Origin of the sequence: Prochlorococcus sp. MIT 0916, from assembly GCF_047305155.1 — a bacterium.
In the GTDB taxonomy this organism is placed as follows: domain Bacteria; phylum Cyanobacteriota; class Cyanobacteriia; order PCC-6307; family Cyanobiaceae; genus Prochlorococcus_B.
On the sequence record NZ_CP138980.1, the window covers coordinates 853,314 to 873,683 of the forward strand.

Annotated in this window: 21 protein-coding genes; 9 read left to right on the plus strand and 12 right to left on the minus strand. The window is 34.9% G+C overall.

Going from position 1 to position 20,370, the window contains the following annotated elements:
* Positions 1-2 precede the first annotated feature (2 nt).
* A complete protein-coding gene (locus SIB53_RS04360; protein WP_413678976.1) occupies positions 3-302 on the minus strand; it encodes a YggT family protein in 300 nt (99 codons plus the stop codon).
* 87 nt (positions 303-389) lie between these two features.
* Here SIB53_RS04360 and psbX point away from each other — a divergent pair, with 87 nt between their 5' ends.
* Together psbX and SIB53_RS04370 are read left to right on the plus strand one after the other, a co-directional pair.
* Complete coding sequence (psbX, locus tag SIB53_RS04365; RefSeq protein WP_413678977.1) at positions 390-560, plus strand: photosystem II reaction center protein PsbX; 171 nt, start codon at positions 390-392, stop codon at positions 558-560.
* Positions 561-643: 83 nt separating this feature from the next.
* Positions 644-1,612: a Ycf66 family protein gene (locus SIB53_RS04370; RefSeq protein WP_413678978.1), complete on the plus strand. Its 969-nt coding sequence runs from the start codon at positions 644-646 to the stop codon at positions 1,610-1,612.
* 14 nt (positions 1,613-1,626) lie between these two features.
* Here SIB53_RS04370 and SIB53_RS04375 read toward each other — a convergent pair whose 3' ends face one another.
* The 5 genes from SIB53_RS04375 to def all read right to left on the minus strand — a co-directional run bounded on the left by SIB53_RS04375 (position 1,627) and on the right by def (position 5,386).
* Positions 1,627-1,863 carry a chlorophyll a/b-binding protein gene (locus SIB53_RS04375; protein WP_413678979.1) on the minus strand — a complete coding sequence of 79 codons (237 nt, stop codon included), beginning with the start codon at positions 1,861-1,863 and terminating at the stop codon, positions 1,627-1,629.
* 9 nt (positions 1,864-1,872) lie between these two features.
* Entirely contained in the window at positions 1,873-3,861 is a 1,989-nt protein-coding gene (locus SIB53_RS04380; RefSeq protein ID WP_413678980.1) for an ABC transporter ATP-binding protein/permease, read from the minus strand.
* Positions 3,862-3,982: 121 nt separating this feature from the next.
* On the minus strand, positions 3,983-4,264 hold the full coding sequence (locus tag SIB53_RS04385) for a hypothetical protein (protein WP_413678981.1): 282 nt from the start codon (positions 4,262-4,264) through the stop codon (positions 3,983-3,985).
* Between the two features lie 109 nt (positions 4,265-4,373).
* Complete coding sequence (locus SIB53_RS04390; RefSeq protein ID WP_413678982.1) at positions 4,374-4,709, minus strand: histidine triad nucleotide-binding protein; 336 nt, start codon at positions 4,707-4,709, stop codon at positions 4,374-4,376.
* Between the two features lie 68 nt (positions 4,710-4,777).
* Complete coding sequence (def, locus tag SIB53_RS04395; RefSeq protein ID WP_413678983.1) at positions 4,778-5,386, minus strand: peptide deformylase; 609 nt, start codon at positions 5,384-5,386, stop codon at positions 4,778-4,780.
* 95 nt (positions 5,387-5,481) lie between these two features.
* On the opposite strand from def, the gene SIB53_RS04400 reads away from it, so the two are divergent.
* Positions 5,482-7,401 carry an alpha/beta hydrolase family protein gene (locus SIB53_RS04400; RefSeq protein WP_413678984.1) on the plus strand — a complete coding sequence of 640 codons (1,920 nt, stop codon included), beginning with the start codon at positions 5,482-5,484 and terminating at the stop codon, positions 7,399-7,401.
* On the opposite strand, the gene SIB53_RS04405 is transcribed toward SIB53_RS04400, so the two are convergent.
* From SIB53_RS04405 to sufB, 4 genes are read right to left on the minus strand one after another with little or no spacing between them, the layout of a single operon-like run.
* Entirely contained in the window at positions 7,398-8,645 is a 1,248-nt protein-coding gene (locus SIB53_RS04405; RefSeq protein ID WP_413678985.1) for an aminotransferase class V-fold PLP-dependent enzyme, read from the minus strand. The two genes, SIB53_RS04400 and SIB53_RS04405, sit on opposite strands and share 4 nt — an antisense overlap.
* Positions 8,642-9,880, minus strand: a complete 1,239-nt coding sequence (gene sufD, locus SIB53_RS04410; RefSeq protein ID WP_413678986.1) for a Fe-S cluster assembly protein SufD — start codon at positions 9,878-9,880, stop codon at positions 8,642-8,644. The genes SIB53_RS04405 and sufD overlap by 4 nt, the downstream gene beginning before the upstream one ends.
* Positions 9,877-10,668, minus strand: a complete 792-nt coding sequence (gene sufC, locus SIB53_RS04415) for a Fe-S cluster assembly ATPase SufC (protein ID WP_413678987.1) — start codon at positions 10,666-10,668, stop codon at positions 9,877-9,879. Before sufC ends, sufD begins: the two co-directional genes overlap by 4 nt.
* Before the next feature lie 50 nt (positions 10,669-10,718).
* Entirely contained in the window at positions 10,719-12,161 is a 1,443-nt protein-coding gene (gene sufB, locus SIB53_RS04420) for a Fe-S cluster assembly protein SufB (RefSeq protein WP_413678988.1), read from the minus strand.
* A gap of 477 nt (positions 12,162-12,638) precedes the next feature.
* On the opposite strand from sufB, the gene SIB53_RS04425 reads away from it, so the two are divergent.
* The 5 genes from SIB53_RS04425 to SIB53_RS04445 all read left to right on the plus strand — a co-directional run bounded on the left by SIB53_RS04425 (position 12,639) and on the right by SIB53_RS04445 (position 18,562).
* The gene (locus tag SIB53_RS04425; protein WP_413678989.1) at positions 12,639-13,001 is read left to right on the plus strand and encodes a hypothetical protein; all 363 of its coding nucleotides are present in this window, start codon (positions 12,639-12,641) and stop codon (positions 12,999-13,001) included.
* A gap of 285 nt (positions 13,002-13,286) precedes the next feature.
* Complete coding sequence (locus SIB53_RS04430; RefSeq protein WP_413678990.1) at positions 13,287-14,366, plus strand: DUF4912 domain-containing protein; 1,080 nt, start codon at positions 13,287-13,289, stop codon at positions 14,364-14,366.
* Positions 14,367-14,385: 19 nt separating this feature from the next.
* A complete protein-coding gene (locus SIB53_RS04435; protein WP_413678991.1) occupies positions 14,386-14,556 on the plus strand; it encodes a hypothetical protein in 171 nt (56 codons plus the stop codon).
* 63 nt (positions 14,557-14,619) lie between these two features.
* Positions 14,620-16,269, plus strand: coding sequence for an alpha-D-glucose phosphate-specific phosphoglucomutase (locus SIB53_RS04440; RefSeq protein ID WP_413678992.1), 1,650 nt, complete (start codon positions 14,620-14,622; stop codon positions 16,267-16,269).
* An 88-nt stretch (positions 16,270-16,357) separates the two neighbouring features.
* The gene (locus SIB53_RS04445) at positions 16,358-18,562 is read left to right on the plus strand and encodes an AAA family ATPase (RefSeq protein WP_413678993.1); all 2,205 of its coding nucleotides are present in this window, start codon (positions 16,358-16,360) and stop codon (positions 18,560-18,562) included.
* Here SIB53_RS04445 and SIB53_RS04450 read toward each other — a convergent pair.
* Positions 18,559-19,161: a 4'-phosphopantetheinyl transferase family protein gene (locus tag SIB53_RS04450; protein WP_413678994.1), complete on the minus strand. Its 603-nt coding sequence runs from the start codon at positions 19,159-19,161 to the stop codon at positions 18,559-18,561. The genes SIB53_RS04445 and SIB53_RS04450 overlap by 4 nt on opposite strands.
* A gap of 52 nt (positions 19,162-19,213) precedes the next feature.
* Between SIB53_RS04450 and bcp the strand changes: the two genes are divergently transcribed.
* Entirely contained in the window at positions 19,214-19,681 is a 468-nt protein-coding gene (gene bcp / locus SIB53_RS04455) for a thioredoxin-dependent thiol peroxidase (protein WP_413678995.1), read from the plus strand.
* Here bcp and SIB53_RS04460 read toward each other — a convergent pair.
* Positions 19,668-20,369, minus strand: coding sequence for a type III pantothenate kinase (locus SIB53_RS04460; RefSeq protein WP_413678996.1), 702 nt, complete (start codon positions 20,367-20,369; stop codon positions 19,668-19,670). The two genes, bcp and SIB53_RS04460, sit on opposite strands and share 14 nt — an antisense overlap.
* Between the last annotated feature and the right edge of the window lies 1 nt (position 20,370).

Sequence of the window (20,370 nt, forward strand, 5' to 3'; positions counted from 1 at the left end):
GATCAAAACATAATTTGAGTTAGTAAACCTTGTTGACCAAGAAACAATTCGCGAAAAAGGCTTAAGAGACCTACCCAAATAATCGGGGTAACATCTACACCTCCTATGGGAGGCACAATTTTTCGAGTAGCTACAAGTACAGGTTCAGTTGGTACGAAGAGAATTGGCCATAAACCAGTTTTTAAATCTATTTTTGGGTACCAAGTTAAAATAATTCTGAGAAGGAATGCGAGGGTTAGCGAACCTATTAAAAAACCCATTAAAAAATGGAGGATTGGAAGACTTTTAATGAAGAGAGGCATCACAAAGCTCAAAGCATTATTGAATAGATGGTATAAATCATCTTTTATTGCGTAAGATTACTCGGTGTTGCATAAGAATTAGCTGAAATGGCTTTTCATTTATTAAATTTGTTCCTTAGTGCTGGAGCTTCTGGTGAAGCTGCTACAAGTTCTGCTGTAGGGATGATAGGGAGTTTTCTTGCAGCTGGAGCTTTGATAGTTGCACCTGCTGCTGCTGCATTGATTTGGGTGAGTCAAAAAGATGCATTGAGTAGATAGCCCTAGCAAACACCTCTTTATGCCATAGACTGATAAATATAAGGTTGTTTTCAACCTGAAAATGTTTATTTAAGAGGGCAAACTTGGTCAATGCCAGTCTAAATTGGGCCAGCATTGTTGGCATAGTTCTTGCTGTATGCGGAGCTGGCTTATATTTTCTGAGATCTTTTAAGCCAGCATTGGCAAGAGATTACGATGTTTTTTTCGCCGCTATTGGTTTGCTTTGTGGCGGGATACTTTTTTTTCAAGGATGGCGCTTAGATCCTATTCTTCAGTTTGGACAGTTTTTGCTTGCAGGAACCACTGTTTTTTTTGCTTATGAAAGTGTCCGACTTAGAGGTATAGCAACAGATCAAGCACGAAGATCATCATATTTTGATGATGAACCTGAGTTACCAAGATCTTCTAGAGGAGGTTTGTCTGAGGCAAGCTTTGATAGAAATTATGATCGGTTTGAGGAATCTCAACCTATTAATAGAAGATTTTCAGGTAGAGAAGATTATCAAGAAGAATATGCAGATGATGAAAATTATGGAAGACGTCCATCGAGAGCAGCAATACCAGAGCAGGCTGTAAGCAGAAGGCCCAGAAATATGAGTTCTTCAGAAATTAATTCTCCACGAGTTGAGAGAGATAGTAGAAAGGAACGATTTAATAATCCAGAATCTTCTTCAGATAGAGCCTCAAGCTTTGGTGATAGGCGGACTAGCCGACAAGAAAGTAGGCGAGGAACTCGTCCTTCAGCAAATACTCAAACATCAAGTCGTAGAAGAAATGGAGCCCCTAACCCTTCTCAAGCATCATATTCAAGATTAAATTCTAATAACGCAAATAGACCATCTCCTGGATCTACTAGAACTTCTAAAACTAACAATAGTATTGAAGATGCTGCGTTTTCTAGTTCTGAAAAAGTAGTAAGTAGATCAAGTAGAAGACCTGCAAAGAATTCTGGTGCAAACCCTGTAAATCAAAGATCATCTTCTAAAAGCTCTTATTCATCGTCTACAAGAAAGTCGAGACCAAGAGATAACAGCTCAAGATTTGATGATTAAGCAAACAATCATTATTAATTAATTATTCCAGCCCATTCTAAAAAAGATATCTTGCTAATTGCCTCAACAACTAAAACTGCCATTAGACCAATCATTGCAAATCTTCCATTTATTCTCTCGGCATAGCCACTCCACCCAAATTCGGGAATATCATTTGTGGTCGCGCTAGGTGAAAGATTTTTAATTTCTGAATCAGTTTGTTCTTGTTCTATTGACTGATTATCTTGGTTTGATTCAGTGTTGGAGTTCATAGAAATAAACTAGTTCTCAGTAAATTGGTAACTTGCAGCTGGCAATAATCTCCAACCTTTGCTCTCCGTGATTTCAAGCACAGTTTCATGATAGTTCTTTAGGGTTGGCCTATGACCAACGCTAATGCATGCCATATCACGTTGGTTAAGAAGTTCATAAAGATGTTTTTCTGTATTTACGTCAAGTGCACTTGTTGCTTCATCTAATACAACATATTTAGGCGAATTTAGTAAAAGTCTTGCGAAAGCTAACCTTTGTTGCTCTCCAAGAGATAACAGCCTTTGCCAATCTTGTTTGATATCTAGGTCCGGATACCTTTGGAGAATTTGAGGTAACTTGACTTCCTCTAAAACAGCTTTTAGGTGATCATCACTGAATCTATTTTTATCTAATGGGTAACAAAGCTGTTCTCTTAAAGAGCCAAGAGTCATATATGGTTTTTGAGGGATAAAGAGTAAATCACCATTTGAGGGTGTTTCTATCTCTCCAGATTGGATTGCCCAGAGACCGCTAATAGCTCGCAGTAAAGAGGTCTTACCGCAACCAGAAGGTCCTACTACAAGTAAACTTTGACCAGAGTCAATACTAAGATTTAAGTTATTAATTAGGTAATTCTCTTTTCCTGGAGTTTTAATACTTACATTTTTAAGAATAATAGAATCGTTCGTTTTGATTTCCACTTTAAAGTCATCAAATTGGTCATTTCTGACCTCATTCATGTTTGATTGAAATCCTTCAAGTCTGCCTATGGAAGCCGAGAATCTAGCTAAAGCCTCTATTTTGTAAATAATAAAAAATAATGATCCCTCAAGAAGGTTATAGTTTAAATTGGCTTGTTGAAAACTTCCATAGTCCATTTGGCCGCTAAGAATTGGTCCGGCGAGAATAATGAAAGGAATAAAAACACTTCCATAAATTCCAGAGCGTTGAAGTACTCTTAACAATGCTTCCCATATTATTAAAAGATTAAAGTTATCAACTACGGACTTCAGTCTTCTACTAACTTCTTTTTCTTCTTGATTTTCACCAGAATAGAAAGCAATTGATTCTGCGTTGTTTCTTACATGAACAAGACCATAACGAAAATCAGCTTCAAATCGTAATTGATCATAATTTAACTTAAACAATTTTCTACTAGCAAAAAGGAGCAAAGATGAAACTAATGTGGCGTAAACTATCAGAGCAAGTGTTAATTCTTTGCTTATACTTAGTAAAATAAAAATGTTTAATGAAAATACTAATAGTGAATCAAAAATATTGAGTGAGAGATCAATTGTTTGCGCAGTAAAGTCTCTGGCATCTTCTGTAATTCTTTGATCTGGATTGTCGACATTCGTTTCAGATTCATCGTTGGGATTTAATATATAATATGTTCTTTCGTCTAAATAGTCGGTTATCAGGCTTTTAGATAACCACTCTCTCCACAAAAGCTGAAGCTTTGCAGAAAAATAAAATTGGAAGCTTCTGATTGGAAGAGCTGCGATAAAACAAATTCCAAGAATCCACAAATTCTTATAACTTTCATTTTCATCTTTTTGTATTAAGGCATTAGTTATATCTCTTACGAGAAAAGTAATTCCAGCGTTAATTCCATTGACAGACAATAACATCAAAATAATTACTCCTAGCAAAAGCCAAGGAAGCCATCTTCTTTGCCTTAACTGACCACGAACGGTGATAAATGAAAAAATTCCTAAGGCAAACAAACTTGAAATTATTATTCCTGAAGGACCATCCCATATGACTTTTAAGGAATTTTGAACACCTCCTAAAAATTGGTTTGTTATCTCTGGAGCTACGTTGGTTAACAGGCTCATTAAACCTGTTAGCAAAAATAGCACTGTTCCGCCTACACAAAATAATAAAGCTATTAATAAATAGACAAATAGCCAGCCATTGTTTTTTGTATAAGGTAGAAAATATGGCTGAGTAAGTTTTCTTAATTTAATAAGTTGGCTTACTAGCCCTTTTTGAGCTTTCGAAATTGATGAGGTCATATTAATTTGATTATTTCAAATTAAATAAATACTTGATTAGTAATAAGGTTAGCTTATCTTTTTAAGTTAATTTGACGATTTTTTTAGAAAAGAATTCGTCAAAGTCATTTATTTGTATATATTAGCTAAAACCCATATATGTTTTTATGATAATTGGTATTGGTAGTGAAGAAATAAGCTGCATATCAAAAGAGTGAACTGCAGGAATAGTTTGATCTAATACCCAAATAACGAGAAAAGGAGCATTTAGAATTATTTGCCATTGCCATTTGTAAGTTAAAATTGACCATATTTTTTTTAAAATAGATTGCTTATTCTCACTAAGATTTGACCAAAAATCTTGTAAATTTGTGTTTACTTTATTAATAAGGCTGTTTTTATCTGCAGCAGTTTGGGATTCCATTGGACATGATTAATTTAATACCTTATAGCGCATTGATGGGTGAAGCTGAGACAGCAACTAAGCCAGTAAGGCAATCGTGTGTTTTGAAAAAATTATTGAAATCAAATAGTTACCCTGGTGGCCAACTTAATTTCCTTCCGCCAATGATATGAATATGTAAGTGAAATACTGTTTGACCTGCTTCTTCTCCTGTATTAATTATTGTTCTCCAACTCTCTAAACCAGCAGCATTGGCAATTTCGGTCCCTTTTAGCAGTAAGTGACCAAGTAATTCTTGATCTTCTTTTGTGATATCTTTTAGACTTTTAATAGGTTTTCTAGGAATTATTAAAATGTGAGTAGGTGCTTGAGGGGTAATATCTTTGAAAGCTAGGCATTTGTTATCACTAAAAACCTCATCACAAGGAATTTGACCACTAAGAATTTTATCAAAAATTGTTGTCATTGCATTTAAGGAGAGACCAATAATAAGAATCTAATGCGTTTCTTTAGAGTTTGTATCACACAATTTTTTCAATTCGGTTCTTTTATTACATCGCTTTGATTGAAGTTATGCTCATTTAATTGTTTTTTCAGCTCTTCTTCATCAGTTACTTTATCAACAAAACAGATACCATTTAGGTGGTCTATTTCGTGCTGAATGCATCTTGCCATTAGACCATCTGCATTCATTTTTTTTGGTCTACCCATTTCATCTCGATAACTTAATTTTATTGAGGAGGGTCGTAAAACATTAAGGTAAACACCAGGGATACTTAGACAGCCTTCTTCATATGTATCTAAGCTTGCACTAGATGAAATTATCTCAGGATTTATAAATACCATCGGTGGGGCATCTGGATCTTCGAAATTTAAATCAATAACTAACAATCTCTTTTGTATTCCTACTTGAGGTGCTGCCAAACCAATACCTTTTGATGAATACATAGTTATAAGCATATTTTTCACTAACTTTCTAATTGAATCATCAACTTTGACGATACGATTAGCTGGAGTTCTTAAAGCCTCGTCTCCCAGTTGATACACCTTCAAAGGGGGATTCTTGACAGGTTCTTTCGAAACTGAAATTGAGGGCTTCTTTTTTTCTGCATTTTTTGCAAGTTGAGCAAAACTGCCAGCCAAAGGAGTCTTAAGACAACAACTTTTCTACTTTACTTTGTTTTAAGGTCTATGAGTGAATTAATCATTGACTTTCAACATCAATTAAGAACAGAACAATGAGGATCTTGGATGCTGAAAAAGTTTATGGAGAAGCCCCCATATTTAAAGAGCCTCGGATAATAGGTGATTGGGTTTTATGGTTAGAGCAAAGACCAAACGAAAAGGGAAGAACTACAGCTTTAATTAGACCTTGGGGACTAAAAGACGTATTACCTCAGGAGTTAACGCCTTATCCAAGTGATTTAAGGACAAAAATTCATGGATATGGTGGTGCTCCTTTAACAGCTACTCTTGATGGATCAGATTTGATCTTGACTTGGGTCGAAAATAAAGACAACTGTTTATGGATGAGGATTTGGTCTTATGAGGACGAAAATGAAAAATCTTCTTCTTTTAAATTCCTACCTAAAATACAATCAATTTGTCTGACAAAAAAACATAATTATTTTCTTGCAGGTGGAGTAATTGACCTTGAAAGAAATATTTGGATTGGATTGATGGAAGATGAAGAAGGAGATCATATAGTTTCTTACTCTCTAAAAAAAACTGATCAATATCCAAGATTTATTTATTCATCTCAGGGATTATTAGGTTATCTTGTACTGAATTCTAAAGATAGAAAGATAGCTTGGGTTGAGTGGCAAAATACCTCAATGCCTTGGGATCTAAATGAATTAAAATTAGCTAAATTGGATGAGAATCTAAACATCATTAATATAGTAAATTTTAATAATGAATATTTAAAATCCAAAGAAAAAATATCATTTTTTAATCCCATTTGGTCCGATAAAGGTGATCTTTTTGTTACTGAAGATAGTAGTGGCTGGTGGAATATAACTCAGATTAAAACTGACATAAATAATAATTCAATTACTATTTCTCAGAATCAATGGGCTATTAACGCTGAAATTGCTTTCCCGCAATGGGTCCTTGGGATGTCGAGTTTTTCATGTGTGGGTGATGATGTAGTTGGGGCTTTTGCTAAGGAAGGAATTTGGAATTTAGCTTTATTTCAAAAAAATGGATCTATCAAGACTTTGGATCAACCTTTTATTGAGTTCTCAGGTCTTCATTCGCATCAAAATCGACTTGTTGCAATTGCCAGTAGTTCAGAAATTACTGAAGGGATTTTTGAAATAGATTTATTGGATCAAACTTGGGAACATACCCCTGCCTCTTCATTTAGCTTGGATCCAAAGGAAATAAGTATTGGCGAATCTTTTTGGTTTATCGGATCGAATGAAGAGTCTGTTCATGCTTGGTATTATCCACCTCTTAATAGACAAACATTGTTACCTCCTTTGTTAGTGAAAAGTCATAGCGGACCTACTGGTATGGCTCGTTGTGGATTGGATCTAGAGGTGCAATTTTGGACATCAAGAGGTTGGGCGGTTGTAGATGTTAATTATGGAGGTTCTTCTGGTTTTGGTAGGGAATATAGAGATCGATTGAGAGGTAACTGGGGAGTAATCGATGTTTTGGATTGCACTAAGGCAGCTCAGTCATTGATTGCATCTGGTAAAGCTGATAAGGACCGTATAGCAATTGTAGGGAGTAGCGCATCGGGTTTTACAGCTTTAGGTTGTTTGATATCTACTGACATTTTTAATATTGGAGCATGTAAATATGCTGTAACTGATCTGATAGGAATGGCTAATTCAACGCATAGATTTGAAGAATTTTATTTAGATTATTTAATAGGCAATATAGAAACTGATTATGAAAAATATCTTAAAAGATCACCAATTGAACATGTTAATTCTATCAATATGCCATTAATTCTATTTCATGGATTAAAAGATAAAATTATACCTTCTGCTCAATCTCTTGCAATCAAAGATGAATTATTAAAACGTGGAATTCCAGTCCAAATAAATTTGTTTGAGAACGAAGGTCATGGATTTAAAGATGGCAAAATAAAAGTTGATGCATTAAAAAAAACAGAGGCTTTTTTTAGACAATATCTAAATATTTAAGAATTTTTCTTTAAAAAAGAAATTACTGACTTTAGTTCTTCAGCAAGAGAATCAATTTCTGTTGGCGTAGATGTAAAGCTCAAGCTTGCTCTAGCTGTGCTTTTTATTCCATAGAAGCGATGAAGTGGTTGGCAGCAATGATGACCACTCCGTATGCAAATATTGCTGTTATCGAGTAATTCAGCAACATCATTAGAGTGAATACCTTTTATGTAAAAGGTTGCTAACGGTCCTCTATCAGGCTGAATTACAGGGCTAGGACCAAGAATCTTTAAATCATCTATCTCCTCTAATTTTTCAAAAAGATATTTTGTTAATTCTTTTTCGTAATTATGGATTTCGTTTAATCCAATTGATTGTAAATAATTAAGTGCAGTTCCCATACCGATTGCTTCTCCAATAGCTGGGGTACCCGCCTCGAATTTATGAGGTAAGTCTGCCCAAGTGCTGTTTTCCTTAAAAACTTCATTAATCATCTCTCCTCCACCAAGGAAAGGAGGAATTGTTTTTAAAATTTCTTCTCTACCCCATAAAAAACCAATTCCAGTAGGCCCGCAAAGTTTATGAGATGATCCTGCCAGAAAATCAATACCAAGTTTTTTAATATCTACAGGCTTATGAGCAAGACTTTGGCAAGCATCTAAAAGAACTAAGCTACCTTTTTGATGAGCAAGGTCTGAAATTTCCTCGATAGGATTACAACAACCTAATGTATTACTTACATGAACAAGACTGACTATTTTAGTTTTATCACTCAATTTTCTTCTAAAATCATCAAGATCTAATTCTCCATTTTTATCAATGTTGATATAAATTAGCTTGCACTTTTTCGTGTTAGCTATTAATTGCCAAGGGACTATATTACTATGATGTTCCATTAAACTTATTAAGATTTCGTCGTTTTCTTGAAGTTCATAATTGCCCCATGTATAAGCTACAAGGTTGATAGCTTCCGTAGCATTTCTAGTAAAAATAATCTCTTTTTCATTATTACTATTTATAAAATTTGCTGTTAACTTTCTTGAATTCTCAAATTTTTCTGTTGCGATTGCACTTAGCTGATGAGCACCTCTATGAACGTTAGCATTTTGAAAGCTATAGTATTTTTTTAAAGAATCTATAACTTTTTGAGGCTTTTGACTAGTAGCTGCATGATCTAAATAGATTAAATTATTATGATCTCCATTAAATAGTGGAAAATCATTTCTACTTTTCTCAGCAATGTTGCTTATTAAATTTTTCACGTGCTCATATCTTGCATTAACTTTTCAATAAAATTCCACTTTCCAGCACTTTTAGGAAAATGTGAAACCACTTCATCATAATATCCTTTTAATAACAAAGAATTAGCATGTTTATTATCAATACCTCTACTAAGTAAATAAAATAATTCCTCGTCTTGGAGTTGACTTACAGTTGCTCCATGAGTACACCTAACATCATCAGCAACTATTTCAAGCTCTGGTTTTGTATCTATTCTGGCGCGCTTGGAAAGTAATAAATTTCTACTTAGCTGTGCAGCTTCTGTTTTTTGTGCTTTTTGAGGAACTTCAATCGAACCATTAAAAATGCAATGGGAATATTCTGAAGCTACGGCTTTTTGTAATTGATCAAGTTTTCCATTTGGACCTTCAAATCTAATTAAAGAGTGTGTTGCTATTTGCTCTTTTGACTTAGTGACTTGAAGCCCTTTGATAATTGTTGAAGCTTCTCCTTCAATTTGAATTATTCGTGGTTCAAAACGGGCATAATCCCAACCATGATGAATTGAATGAAGAGAGTATTTGCTCTTCTCTGATTGTTCTACCGCTAAGGTACAAATTGAGGAGGATTCTTTCTCTTCACCCAAAGAAATCAACCCATGAGTTAACTCTACTTTAGACTCTAGTTTTATTTCGATTAAATGATTTTGTGCTGAATTATTATTACCTTTGAATATTTGTAAAAGATCTAATTTTGCTCCCTCCTCTATAAGTATAAAGATTCTAGTTGAGATTGACTTTCCCTTAATTGATGGAATTACTATTTCTAATGATTGATTGAAATTTCGTTTAACTTTTAAAGCTAGAAGTTCTGAGCTTAAGGCCTGATTAAGACATACAGAAATATCATTGTTTATATTAGTTGACTTAACTATTCTGCCGAGATTATCTTCAATTTCTCTGTTGTTCAGCTTCTCAATTCCATTAGGTAGATTAATATTCGAAATTGGATTTGTATTAGGATTAATTATAATTCTTTCTCTGTTTTCATCCTTTTCTGGAAAGATATATTTTATATCTTCGCTCTCAATAATTGTTGGCAACGATAAAAAACTATTCAACTTATTGAAATTTGATAATCGCCATGCTTCGTCTTTCTTAGAGGGCATTCCTTTATCTAAGAGAAATTCTCGTCCTATGGATTGTTCGTTTTTTAAATAACCTTCAGTTGGCGGCAGAGAGTCAAGCCATTTTTGGCAAATAGTTGAGGATTTCATTTTGCCATTTCCTTCTCTTTAGTATTTTTGTCAATAAAGTCATATCCTGATTTCTCAAGGTCAATGGCTAGTTCTTTTTTGCCAGTTTTTATGATTTTTCCATCGGCCATAATGTGTACATAGTCAGGAGTAATTTCATTTAGCAGTCTTTGATAATGGGTGATTAAAATTGTTGCTGAATTTGGTTGCGAGAGTCTATTGATCCCTGATGCAACAATTCTTAGAGCATCAATATCAAGTCCTGAGTCAGTTTCATCTAGTATTGATATGAACGGCTCAAGAAGAGCCATTTGAAGAATCTCGTTCCGTTTTTTCTCGCCGCCAGAAAAACCCTCATTTACGCTTCTTTCTAGAAAAGCTGGATCCATTTCAACTATTTTCAATCTTTCTTTTACTAAATCTTCGAATTCAAAAGTATCTAATTCACTTTTAAGTAATTCTTTTCTTCTTGAATTGGTAGCAACTCTTAGGAACTCGAGATTACTAACACCAGGAATTTCTACAGGGTATTGGAAACCAAGAAAGATTCCAATTCTTGCTCTTTCCTCTGGTTCTAGCTCAAGAATATCCTTTCCTTTAAATTGGATAGATCCAGATAAAACTTTGTAAGATGGATGACCAGCTATAACTTTCGAAAGTGTACTTTTTCCGCTTCCATTGCGACCCATAATCGCGTGGATTTCTCCTTCTTTTACTACTAGATTGACTCCATGAAGTATCTTTTGATCCTCAACACTGGCATGAAGATCTTCAATAGATAATATTGTTTCTGAAGTTGATGAAATCACTAAATTAGGGAGAAAGTTCTAGAGAGCAAAAGTATGGTTTTAATTTATTTTTATCCAACCGAACCCTCCAATTTTAAAGCCAAAAGTTTATCTGCCTCAGATGCAAATTCCATAGGTAATTCATTGAAAACATCACTACAAAATCCACTGACTAACATTGAAACTGATTCCTCGAAATCAATTCCTCTACTTTGTAAGTAAAACAGTTGATCTTCTGAGATCCTACAAGTACTGGCTTCATGTTCAATATTTGACTGAGGTTGTTTGGATTGAATATATGGGTATGTATTGGCACTGGCTTTGTCACCTATCAACATGGAGTCACATTGACTGTAATTTCGAGAGCCCTCAGCATTTGGGCTTATGGATACAAGGCCTCGATAGCTGTTCTTAGATCGTCCAGCACTGATACCTTTACTTACGATTTTTGATTTTGTATTTTTTCCTATGTGAATCATTTTGGTCCCAGTATCCGCTTTCTGACAATTATTAGTTAGTGCAATTGAATAAAATTCACCAATGGAATTGTCTCCTTGTAATACGCAACTTGGGTATTTCCATGTAATTGCAGATCCTGTTTCGACTTGAGACCAGCTTATTTTGCTTTTCTTTCCTCTACATTCCCCTCTTTTTGTGACGAAGTTATATATCCCTCCAACTCCCTCCTCATTACCTGCATACCAATTTTGCACGGTTGAATATTTGATAGATGCATTATCGAGTGCGACAAGCTCAACAACAGCAGCATGAAGTGTATTGGTATCAAACATTGGCGCTGTACAGCCCTCTAGATAACTAACGGAGGAAGATTCTTCTGCAATAATTAAAGTTCGTTCGAATTGGCCAGTGTCGCCAGAATTTATTCTAAAATAAGATGATAATTCCATTGGACATTCGATACCCTTGGGTATATAAACAAACGAACCGTCACTGAAAACTGCAGAATTTAGGGCTGCAAAAAAGTTGTCATTTATAGGAACAACTGTACCCATATATTTCTCAATAAGATCTGGATATTCGCTAATTGCTTCACTAATAGAGCAGAATATTACTCCATGTTCAGCTAGTTTTTCCTTGTATGTAGTTGCTATGGAAACACTATCAAATACTGCATCTACGGCTACATTAGATAATCTTTTTTGTTCACTAAGTGGTATGCCAAGCTTTTCAAAAGTTTCAAGTAATTTAGGATCAACTTCATCTAAACTCTTCTTCTTTATGTCTTGTTTTGGGGCGGCATAATAAACTAGATCTTGATAATCTACTTTGGAATAAGTTAAGCCAGACCAATCAGGTTCTTTCATCTTCAACCATTGCTCATAAGCTCTTAAACGAAATTTTAATAAAAAATCGGGTTCATTTTTTTTGGTGGAAATTAACCTAATAACATCTTCATTTAATCCTTTTGGGATCTTTTCAGTTTCAATTTCAGTTATAAAACCGTATTTATAAGGTTGGGAAACAATTTCTTCGACAGTATTAGATTGGTTCATTTTATTTTGATTAAATCAAGTCGTAGTAGATTTTTATTTATGAAAAGTTTGGCTTTTAGGATCCAAGATAATCTTCAATTATGACATCTGGGGTTCATCATTGGATCAGAGTGTTTTGATAGTTGGATCTCAAATGTCATTCTAAGTCAAATCAAGGGGGAAAACTCAGTGTTACGAAAGTAGTTTTAATCTCCCATCACCATAAGCCAAAATGCTTACAATCGTTTTAAGATCTAATTGTGCTGGAATAAACTGTTAATCGTTTTTCAATTCGTCAAAGATTTTCTAATGTATATAAATAGCTATGTAAATCACTGTTAATACTGGTGATTTCATTTATAAACTCCTTTTTTTGACTTGTAATAGTTAATGAATGGATATCTTTACCTTGTTTATAAGTGGAAAAAATAAGATAAAACCTAATTAAAGATAAATATTCTTTTAAACTTTACACATAAGAGATGCTCCCGCTGCTAAATGATGGAATCAACTTTTAACAATAATCCTAAAAATAGTCCTTTAAGTAAAGATGATATAAATTTGATTAGCGTGACTCACCTTTCAGCTAGTGAAAAGCATCATTTAAGGATGCTTGCACATTGCTTGCAATGTTTTAAGTCCATGAGTAAGGACAATTCAAAAGGTTTGATCCCTGTCAAGGAAGAATGGCTTGAATGGTGCTTAAAGAATCCAATCATGATGAAAGATGACGAGTTTGTGCAGGTTATGTTCGAGCAATTTTCTGGCGCAGCTATCCAGCTGGAAAGATTGTCAAATGATTTAAAAGTTGCTCCATTGGATTTGACATTGAGAAATTTAATCGACGCATATGAGGCTTGAAATCATTCAAATCCTTAGATGAAAAGAAATTTATTTTAAGAGGTTGATCCCAAAGAAAAACGTCTTGGAAATTTTCAAAATTTGGATTTATTTTTTTGGTTAACTTTAAAATTCGTGGATTGAGAATGAACTCTTAGTTTTTAGTTATAGCAACGCTTTTTGTCTGTAGATACCCCTTTTTGATCTCTTCTTGGAGTCAGTAGATGCTGACCACACTAACGAGAAGTGCACATTACATCACATACTTATCGCACTGATCCCAAAAAAAAAAGGAGGTTTTTCGGCGTGACTTTTGATCAAGAATCCCTGTCACGTTTAACACTTCGTCAGCTTCGTATAAAAGCGAGTGAGCTGGGTATTCCTCTTTATAGTAGAAAATCAAAGGCTGATCTTGTTAGAGGAGTTTTTCTGTACGAAGAAAAAAGGGAACTAGATAATCAGCTGGTAAAAGATGCAGGTGAACAATCTCAAGAAACATCATTTTTAAATACTTCTAAGACAAAGGTAGTTTTTCTGCCTCGTGATCCCGAGTGGGCATATGTGTTTTGGGAGATATCAGATTCAGATCGTTCTAATGCTCAAAACAAAGGTGCTAATAGACTTTGTTTGCGCTTAGCTGATGTCACTAATAAAAATAACGGAGAAGCTAATCCTGGAACTCTTCAAGAAGTTGTTGTTGATAGTCACAGCACTGAGTGGTATTTACCAATTCCTTTAGGTGGAAGAGACTATAAAGTTGAACTTGGTTATCGCATTGGTCATAAATGGATGTCACTTGCACATTCATCTTCAGCTAAAGTACCCTCACTACACCCTAGTGAACAAATTCTTGATCAGTTTGTTCCTTTTAGCTTGGAAGCCCCAGTTGCTACTACTGATCCCAAGGTAGAAAGTTTTGTATCGGAACAACCAGATAGTGGTTTGCATGAGCGCTTGTATCAGTCGGCTACCGCAAGAATTAAAACTCGTAGAGTTGGTTCTGAAGAATTCCAAGAGGGTGTTCCAGGAGCCCTCAATTCAAATAATGAATCTGGTAGTGGAATTTGGGCTAGTGGCTTGAATGAATCTGGTATTGGAGGGGTTCCTCAACCACGTTCTTTTTGGTTAGTCGCTGATGCTGAACTAATTGTGTATGGTGCTACTGATCCCTCAGCAAAATTGTTTATCGAAGAGGAGGCGGTTCCATTAGCAAATGATGGAACTTTTAGATTACAAGTCCCATTTAGAGATGGTATTCAGAACTATTCAATTAAAGCCATAGATAAAGATGGGGTTGATTCAAGGAATATAACAATGAAATTCGAAAGAGTTACTCCAGTTGATAACACTAATCCAAATTCAAAAGCTGAATCAGAATGGTTTTAACTCTAACCCCACTTAATCAATGGTTCGCTTAATTGTTGCTTTTACTCCATTAGTAGGCGCTATTATTTTTCCTTTATTAATTCCTACTACGATTGAGCGATTAGGACTGGCTCCGGGTATTTTAAGTGCGTTGATATTAAGTACTATTTGGTTTATCGCTATGCTTCGTACTTCTGAAATGCCTCACTGAATTTAAATGTTGCCATTTCATTTTCGATTCATTTTTTATATCATTCACTAATTTATTTTCAAAGTGTTTTCTAAAGAATTTAGCCAACTTACAGTTAAGTTAAACGCATCTTTTACTGATCAGAAACCTGGTACTTCTGGATTAAGAAAAAGTACTTTGCAGTTCGAAAAGGCTCACTATCTTGAGAGTTTTATTGAATCAATCTTGTGTTCCCTGCCTGGAGTTCAAGGAGGTGTTTTGGTTGTAGGAGGTGATGGTAGATATGGCAATAAAAGAGCGATTGATATTATTATTCGGATGGCAGCTTCACATGGTATTCAAAAAGTCATAACAACGGCAGATGGGATTTTGTCTACTCCTGCTGCTTCGAATTTAATTCGAATCAATAAAGCCATAGGTGGAATTATTTTATCTGCTAGTCACAATCCAGGTGGATTGGAAGGTGATTTTGGAGTCAAGCTAAATGGCTCAAATGGTGGACCTGCCTCCGAATCATTAACCGATAAAATTTATAATTACTCCAAAAACCTTAAAGAATATAAGATCATAAAATGTCAATCAAAAAATTCTTATTCACCTGGTAAATATAAATTAGCTTCAATGGTTGTTGAGATCATTGATGGAATCGAAGATTATTTAGATTTAATGAAAAAAATATTTGATTTTGATTTGATTAGTTCATATATCAACAAAGATTTTCCGATCGTTTTTGATGCATTAAATGCTGTTACAGGGCCATATGCGAAGCGTCTTTTTGTTGATGATTTAGGAGCTAATGCAGAAACAGTCAGGAATGGAAGACCTTTGGAAGATTTTGGAGGTCTTCATCCTGATCCAAATTTGACTTATGCAAAAGATCTTGCTGATTTGCTTTTAAAAGGGAATTTATTTTCCTTTGGAGCAGCATGTGATGGGGATGGCGATAGAAATATGATTTTAGGACGTGGGTGCTTTGTAAATCCTAGTGATAGCCTTGCTATTTTAGCTGCTAATTATGATTGTGTTCCAGGATATTCCAAAGGTTTATCGGGTGTCGCTCGTTCCATGCCTACGAGCTCAGCTGTAGATGTTGTGGCAAAACATTTAGGGATAAATTGCTTTGAAACTCCTACTGGATGGAAATTCTTTGGCAATCTTTTGGACGCTAATCAAATTACTCTTTGTGGAGAGGAGAGCTTTGGGACTGGCAGTGATCATGTAAGAGAGAAAGATGGATTGTGGGCTGTTCTCTTTTGGTTGCAGATACTTGCATCAAAGAAAAAGTCTGTTTCTGAGATAATGAACAATCATTGGCTATTTTTTGGTCGCCATTACTATTCTCGGCATGATTATGAATCTATTCCATCTGATGTTGCCAATTCTCTTTATTCCAGATTGAGCAATATGCTTCCCACTTTGATAGATCAATCTTTTGCTGGAAGGATAGTTACAGACGCTGATGATTTTAGCTACACAGATCCAGTTGATGGTTCCATTACGCTTAATCAGGGTTTGAGAATTTTATTAGATGATGGTAGTCGAGTGTTGGTACGACTTTCTGGTACTGGCACTCAAGGAGCTACATTGAGAGTTTATTTTGAAAGCTTTGTTCCAAGTGATGGTGATATCACTCAAGATCCTCAATTAGTCTTGAAGCCCTTAATTAAAAGTATTGATTCTCTAGCTGAGATTTCAAAACGAACAGGCATGTCTGCTCCGACAGTTATTACGTAGATCAAAAACCTTGCAATTTGAAATCATCAAAACAACTTTATAAGTTTTTTTTTGCTTTTAGAGTATCAAAAGTGTTTGTTTTTTAGCTTTGGCCAAAGATCTGTTTGCTTTTAATGGTGAACAGCTAATAAAGAATAATGCTCCTTTAGCTGATCGCTTACGGCCTCAAACACTTGATGAATTTGTTGGTCAAGATCACATTCTTGCTCATGGACGTTTATTGAGACGTTCAATTGTTGCCGATAAAGTAGGCAATTTATTGCTTTATGGCCCCCCTGGAGTTGGTAAGACTACTTTGGCCAGGATTATCGCCTCAAATACCTTATCTCACTTTAGTGTCGTAAATGCAGCATTAGCTGGCATCAAGGATTTGAGATCTGAAATTGAGTCTGCAATCGATAGATTGAACAAATTTGGTAAACGTACGATTTTATTTATTGATGAGGTACATAGATTTAATACTGCTCAACAAGATGCCTTATTGCCTTGGGTTGAAAATGGAACTTTGACCCTGATTGGGGCGACAACGGAAAATCCATATTTTGAAGTAAATAAAGCTTTGGTAAGTAGATCTAGATTATTTCGTTTAAATAGTCTGAATTCAAACGCATTACATCAATTGCTCCAACGAGCTTTGAGCGATAAGGAAAGGGGGTATGGGTTAAAATTAATCAATTTAGCTAGTGAAGCGGAGGATCATTTGGTTGATGTGTGCAATGGTGATGCACGCGTTCTGCTCAATGCGCTTGAACTTGCTGTAGAGAGCACTATTGCAAATCAAGATAATTCAATCAGTATTGATCTCAAGATTGCTGAGGATTCAATTCAAGAACGAGCGGTTTTATACGACAAAAAAGGTGATGCTCATTTTGATACCATCAGCGCTTTTATTAAGTCATTACGAGGTTCGGATCCTGATGCGGCATTGTTTTGGCTTGCTCGCATGTTGGAGGCTGGAGAAAATCCACGATTCATTTTTAGACGTATGCTCATCGCTGCAGGAGAAGATATTGGTCTTGCTGATCCCAATGCAGTTGTCATAGTTGAGTCATGTGCTGCGGCTTTTGATCGAATAGGCTTGCCAGAGGGTATTTATCCACTGGCTCAGGCAACCTTGTACTTGGCTGCAACTGAGAAAAGCAATAGTGTGAAGGCTATTTTTAAGGCAGTTCAGAAAGTTAAAGATTCCCAAAAGCAAAATGTTCCATCTCACCTTAAAGATCCAAATCGAGATAAAGAAGCTTTTGGAGATGGCATGGGTTACAGGTATCCCCATTCAGTTTCCAAGAATTGGGTTCCACAGCAATATTTGCCTGATACTTTGTTAAACGACATTTTTTGGGAGCCAACTGAACATGGATGGGAAGGGCAAAGACGACCTCTTTTAAACGAGAGAAGATCTAAACAGTTAGCTTCATTGGTTGAAATTGAGCAACAAAATCCTTTAAGTATTACATCTGGCAAAGTTGATAAAGATTTGGATAAATGGTTATCTCGCCAAGTTTTGCAAGAGGGGGAACGATTAAAAAGTTTGATGACTAAATTATGGTCCGGTATTACTTGGAAAACAAATCATAGAGTTTTAGTCTTAGCACCTAGTTCTTTGCTTTGGTCATTAAAGCCTTTAAGAGAGGCATCTGAAGGTGGCGTTATTTTGGCTGTATCAGAAGATAATCATCCAAGGCTATTAGCTGAATTAGACGTTTTGGCTCCTATGGCGCGGCCTGTTTTAATTGATTTAAAAGTTGAATCAATTGAAAAATTAGAAGACAATCTCAAATTTGAGGTAATTGGAGGAAGAATTCCTTGGAAGGTTTTTTCTGAAACAAATTTCTCTGGATTATGGCCGATTCTTACTGAAAAATGTACAGCGAATACAGAATTAACTTTGATTATAAGTAACCCATGTTCTGGGCCTGCGCTTTCTTTAAAGGAAAGCTTAGAGTTTTATAGCAATGATAAAAATACTGATTTTTCATTATTGAGTGATTTAATTTGTAAAGAAGAGAAGTGGTTAAATAAGCAAGACCATAAAAAGAAATTTATCCTACAATTAGAAAAATTAGGTTGGCATATCTCTTTTGAAGAATGGACTGAGTTTATATATCAAAAAGTTGATATTACTTTAATTAACAGGTGGCTTAATCAAGGAAGTGATTATCGAGAAATTATTCTCAAAAATTGTGATGAAGAAACATTAAATCGATTGCAAGAATTATTTAAAAGGTTGGATGGCAGGACTATTAAGCAAAAGCTTATACATACAAAGTTACTTGCTAAATATAAGAGTTAATTAAGGCAAATTATTGGTTTACGAGTTAATGAATCTCCATCTAATGCAATTGCATAAGTCCATTGATCATGAATGTGTTCGTAAACTTTTACTTTGTGTCCAAGTTTTTTATGATATGCAAATGCTGATTTATTTTTCCAAATCCATTGGTTTATATTAGTTGCTATCTTTCCACTCTGCCATTTGATTGCTGCTTCTTTTATTACCCATCTTTTTAGTACTAATTCTTTGGCTTGACTTGGCGTTAAATTTTCTATTTCGCAATTCTCATATTGACTGAAAAAACGTTTTGACAATTTATGAGCTTGAAACTGTCTATCTTTTCTTTCTATATCGACTCCAATTTTTTCGGGTGACCATCCTATTAATAAAGCATCAGAACAGTGACTCATGCTGATATGACCTAACCCCTCGGCTAGAGAAGGGGGCTCCCCTGGATCGGCTTTAATAGGTATATCAAGAGGCTCTAAGCCCGTCATGCTGGACATGACATGCCTGAGGCAGCCTCTAGAAAAGTGGTAAGTCAATCCTCTACTTGGTGTTAATTTTTGAACCCATTTTTTTTCTTCGTTGCTTATTGGTAAAAGTTTCGATGGCATCAAAAACAGCCAAAGGCCTAGTACGCTTTTATTGTTTATTTGAGTTGTAATCATGACTCTCTGTATAGGCGATTCTGCACCAGATTTCACTCTCCCTAATCAAGATAGTGTGGATATCAGTCTCTCATCATTTAAAGGATCGAGAGTCGTAATTTATTTTTATCCAAAAGATGATACTCCTGGATGCACTAAGGAAGCTTGCAGCTTTCGAGATAATTGGGAGCTTTTTAAATCAAACAATATTCAAGTTTTAGGTATTAGTAAAGATCCCTCAAACTCGCATATAAAATTCATTGATAAACATAAGTTACCTTTTATACTTTTAACGGATAGTGAGCCATGTCCTGTTGCGGAATCATATGAAAGTTATGGCTTGAAGAAATTTATGGGTAGAGAGTATTATGGAATGATGAGACATACTTTCGTTATAGATCAAGATGGGAAAATTGAATTAATATATTTAAAAGTAAAATCAGAAAATATGGCTAATCAGATTTTAAATGATCTTAAATTGAATTAATTTTTTGATCTATATCAATCATACCTTCTAGAACTAGATTAGGACAATGATTGATATCAATATTTGTATTTTTAAGTTCATTTAATATGATTGGTGCATCACCTCCGCAGATCCATATTGGTAACTTTGTCTCCTCAAAAATTTGTAAGATTAATCCTATTAAGCCATTTATTGCTCCTCTGATCATTGCATTTTTCGTTTCATGCTGAAATGTCTCTAATGGGATTGTCTTGATTATTGGATTATCTAAATTTAATGCACCATTTGTCATCGAAAGTAATTGAAGTCTTAATCCGGCAATTAATTGACCTCCAGCAAACTCTCCTTTTTTTGTTATTTTTGTGACGCTCATGATTGTCCCTGCATCTATAACAATTAAGTCTTGTTTTTTGCTTTTACAAGATGATTGCTTTTTAAAAGCACTCCATGAAGCTAGAGCTCTATCAATGCCTAAGTTAGATGGAAGATTGATGAGAGGAACATTAGCTAAATTTATTTTTTTTGAAGGGCATAATGTAAGATTCTTAGGTATTGGACCTACTGAAGCCCAAGATAATTCAGAATAATTTTTATCTTTAAATTCGATTGGATTTGGAGTGGTATGAAAATATTTCACATCTTCTTGGATCTTTGTTGCCCAATGCCATCTTGTATTTCCAATCATTAAGTAATTTTTTTCTAAAAACACC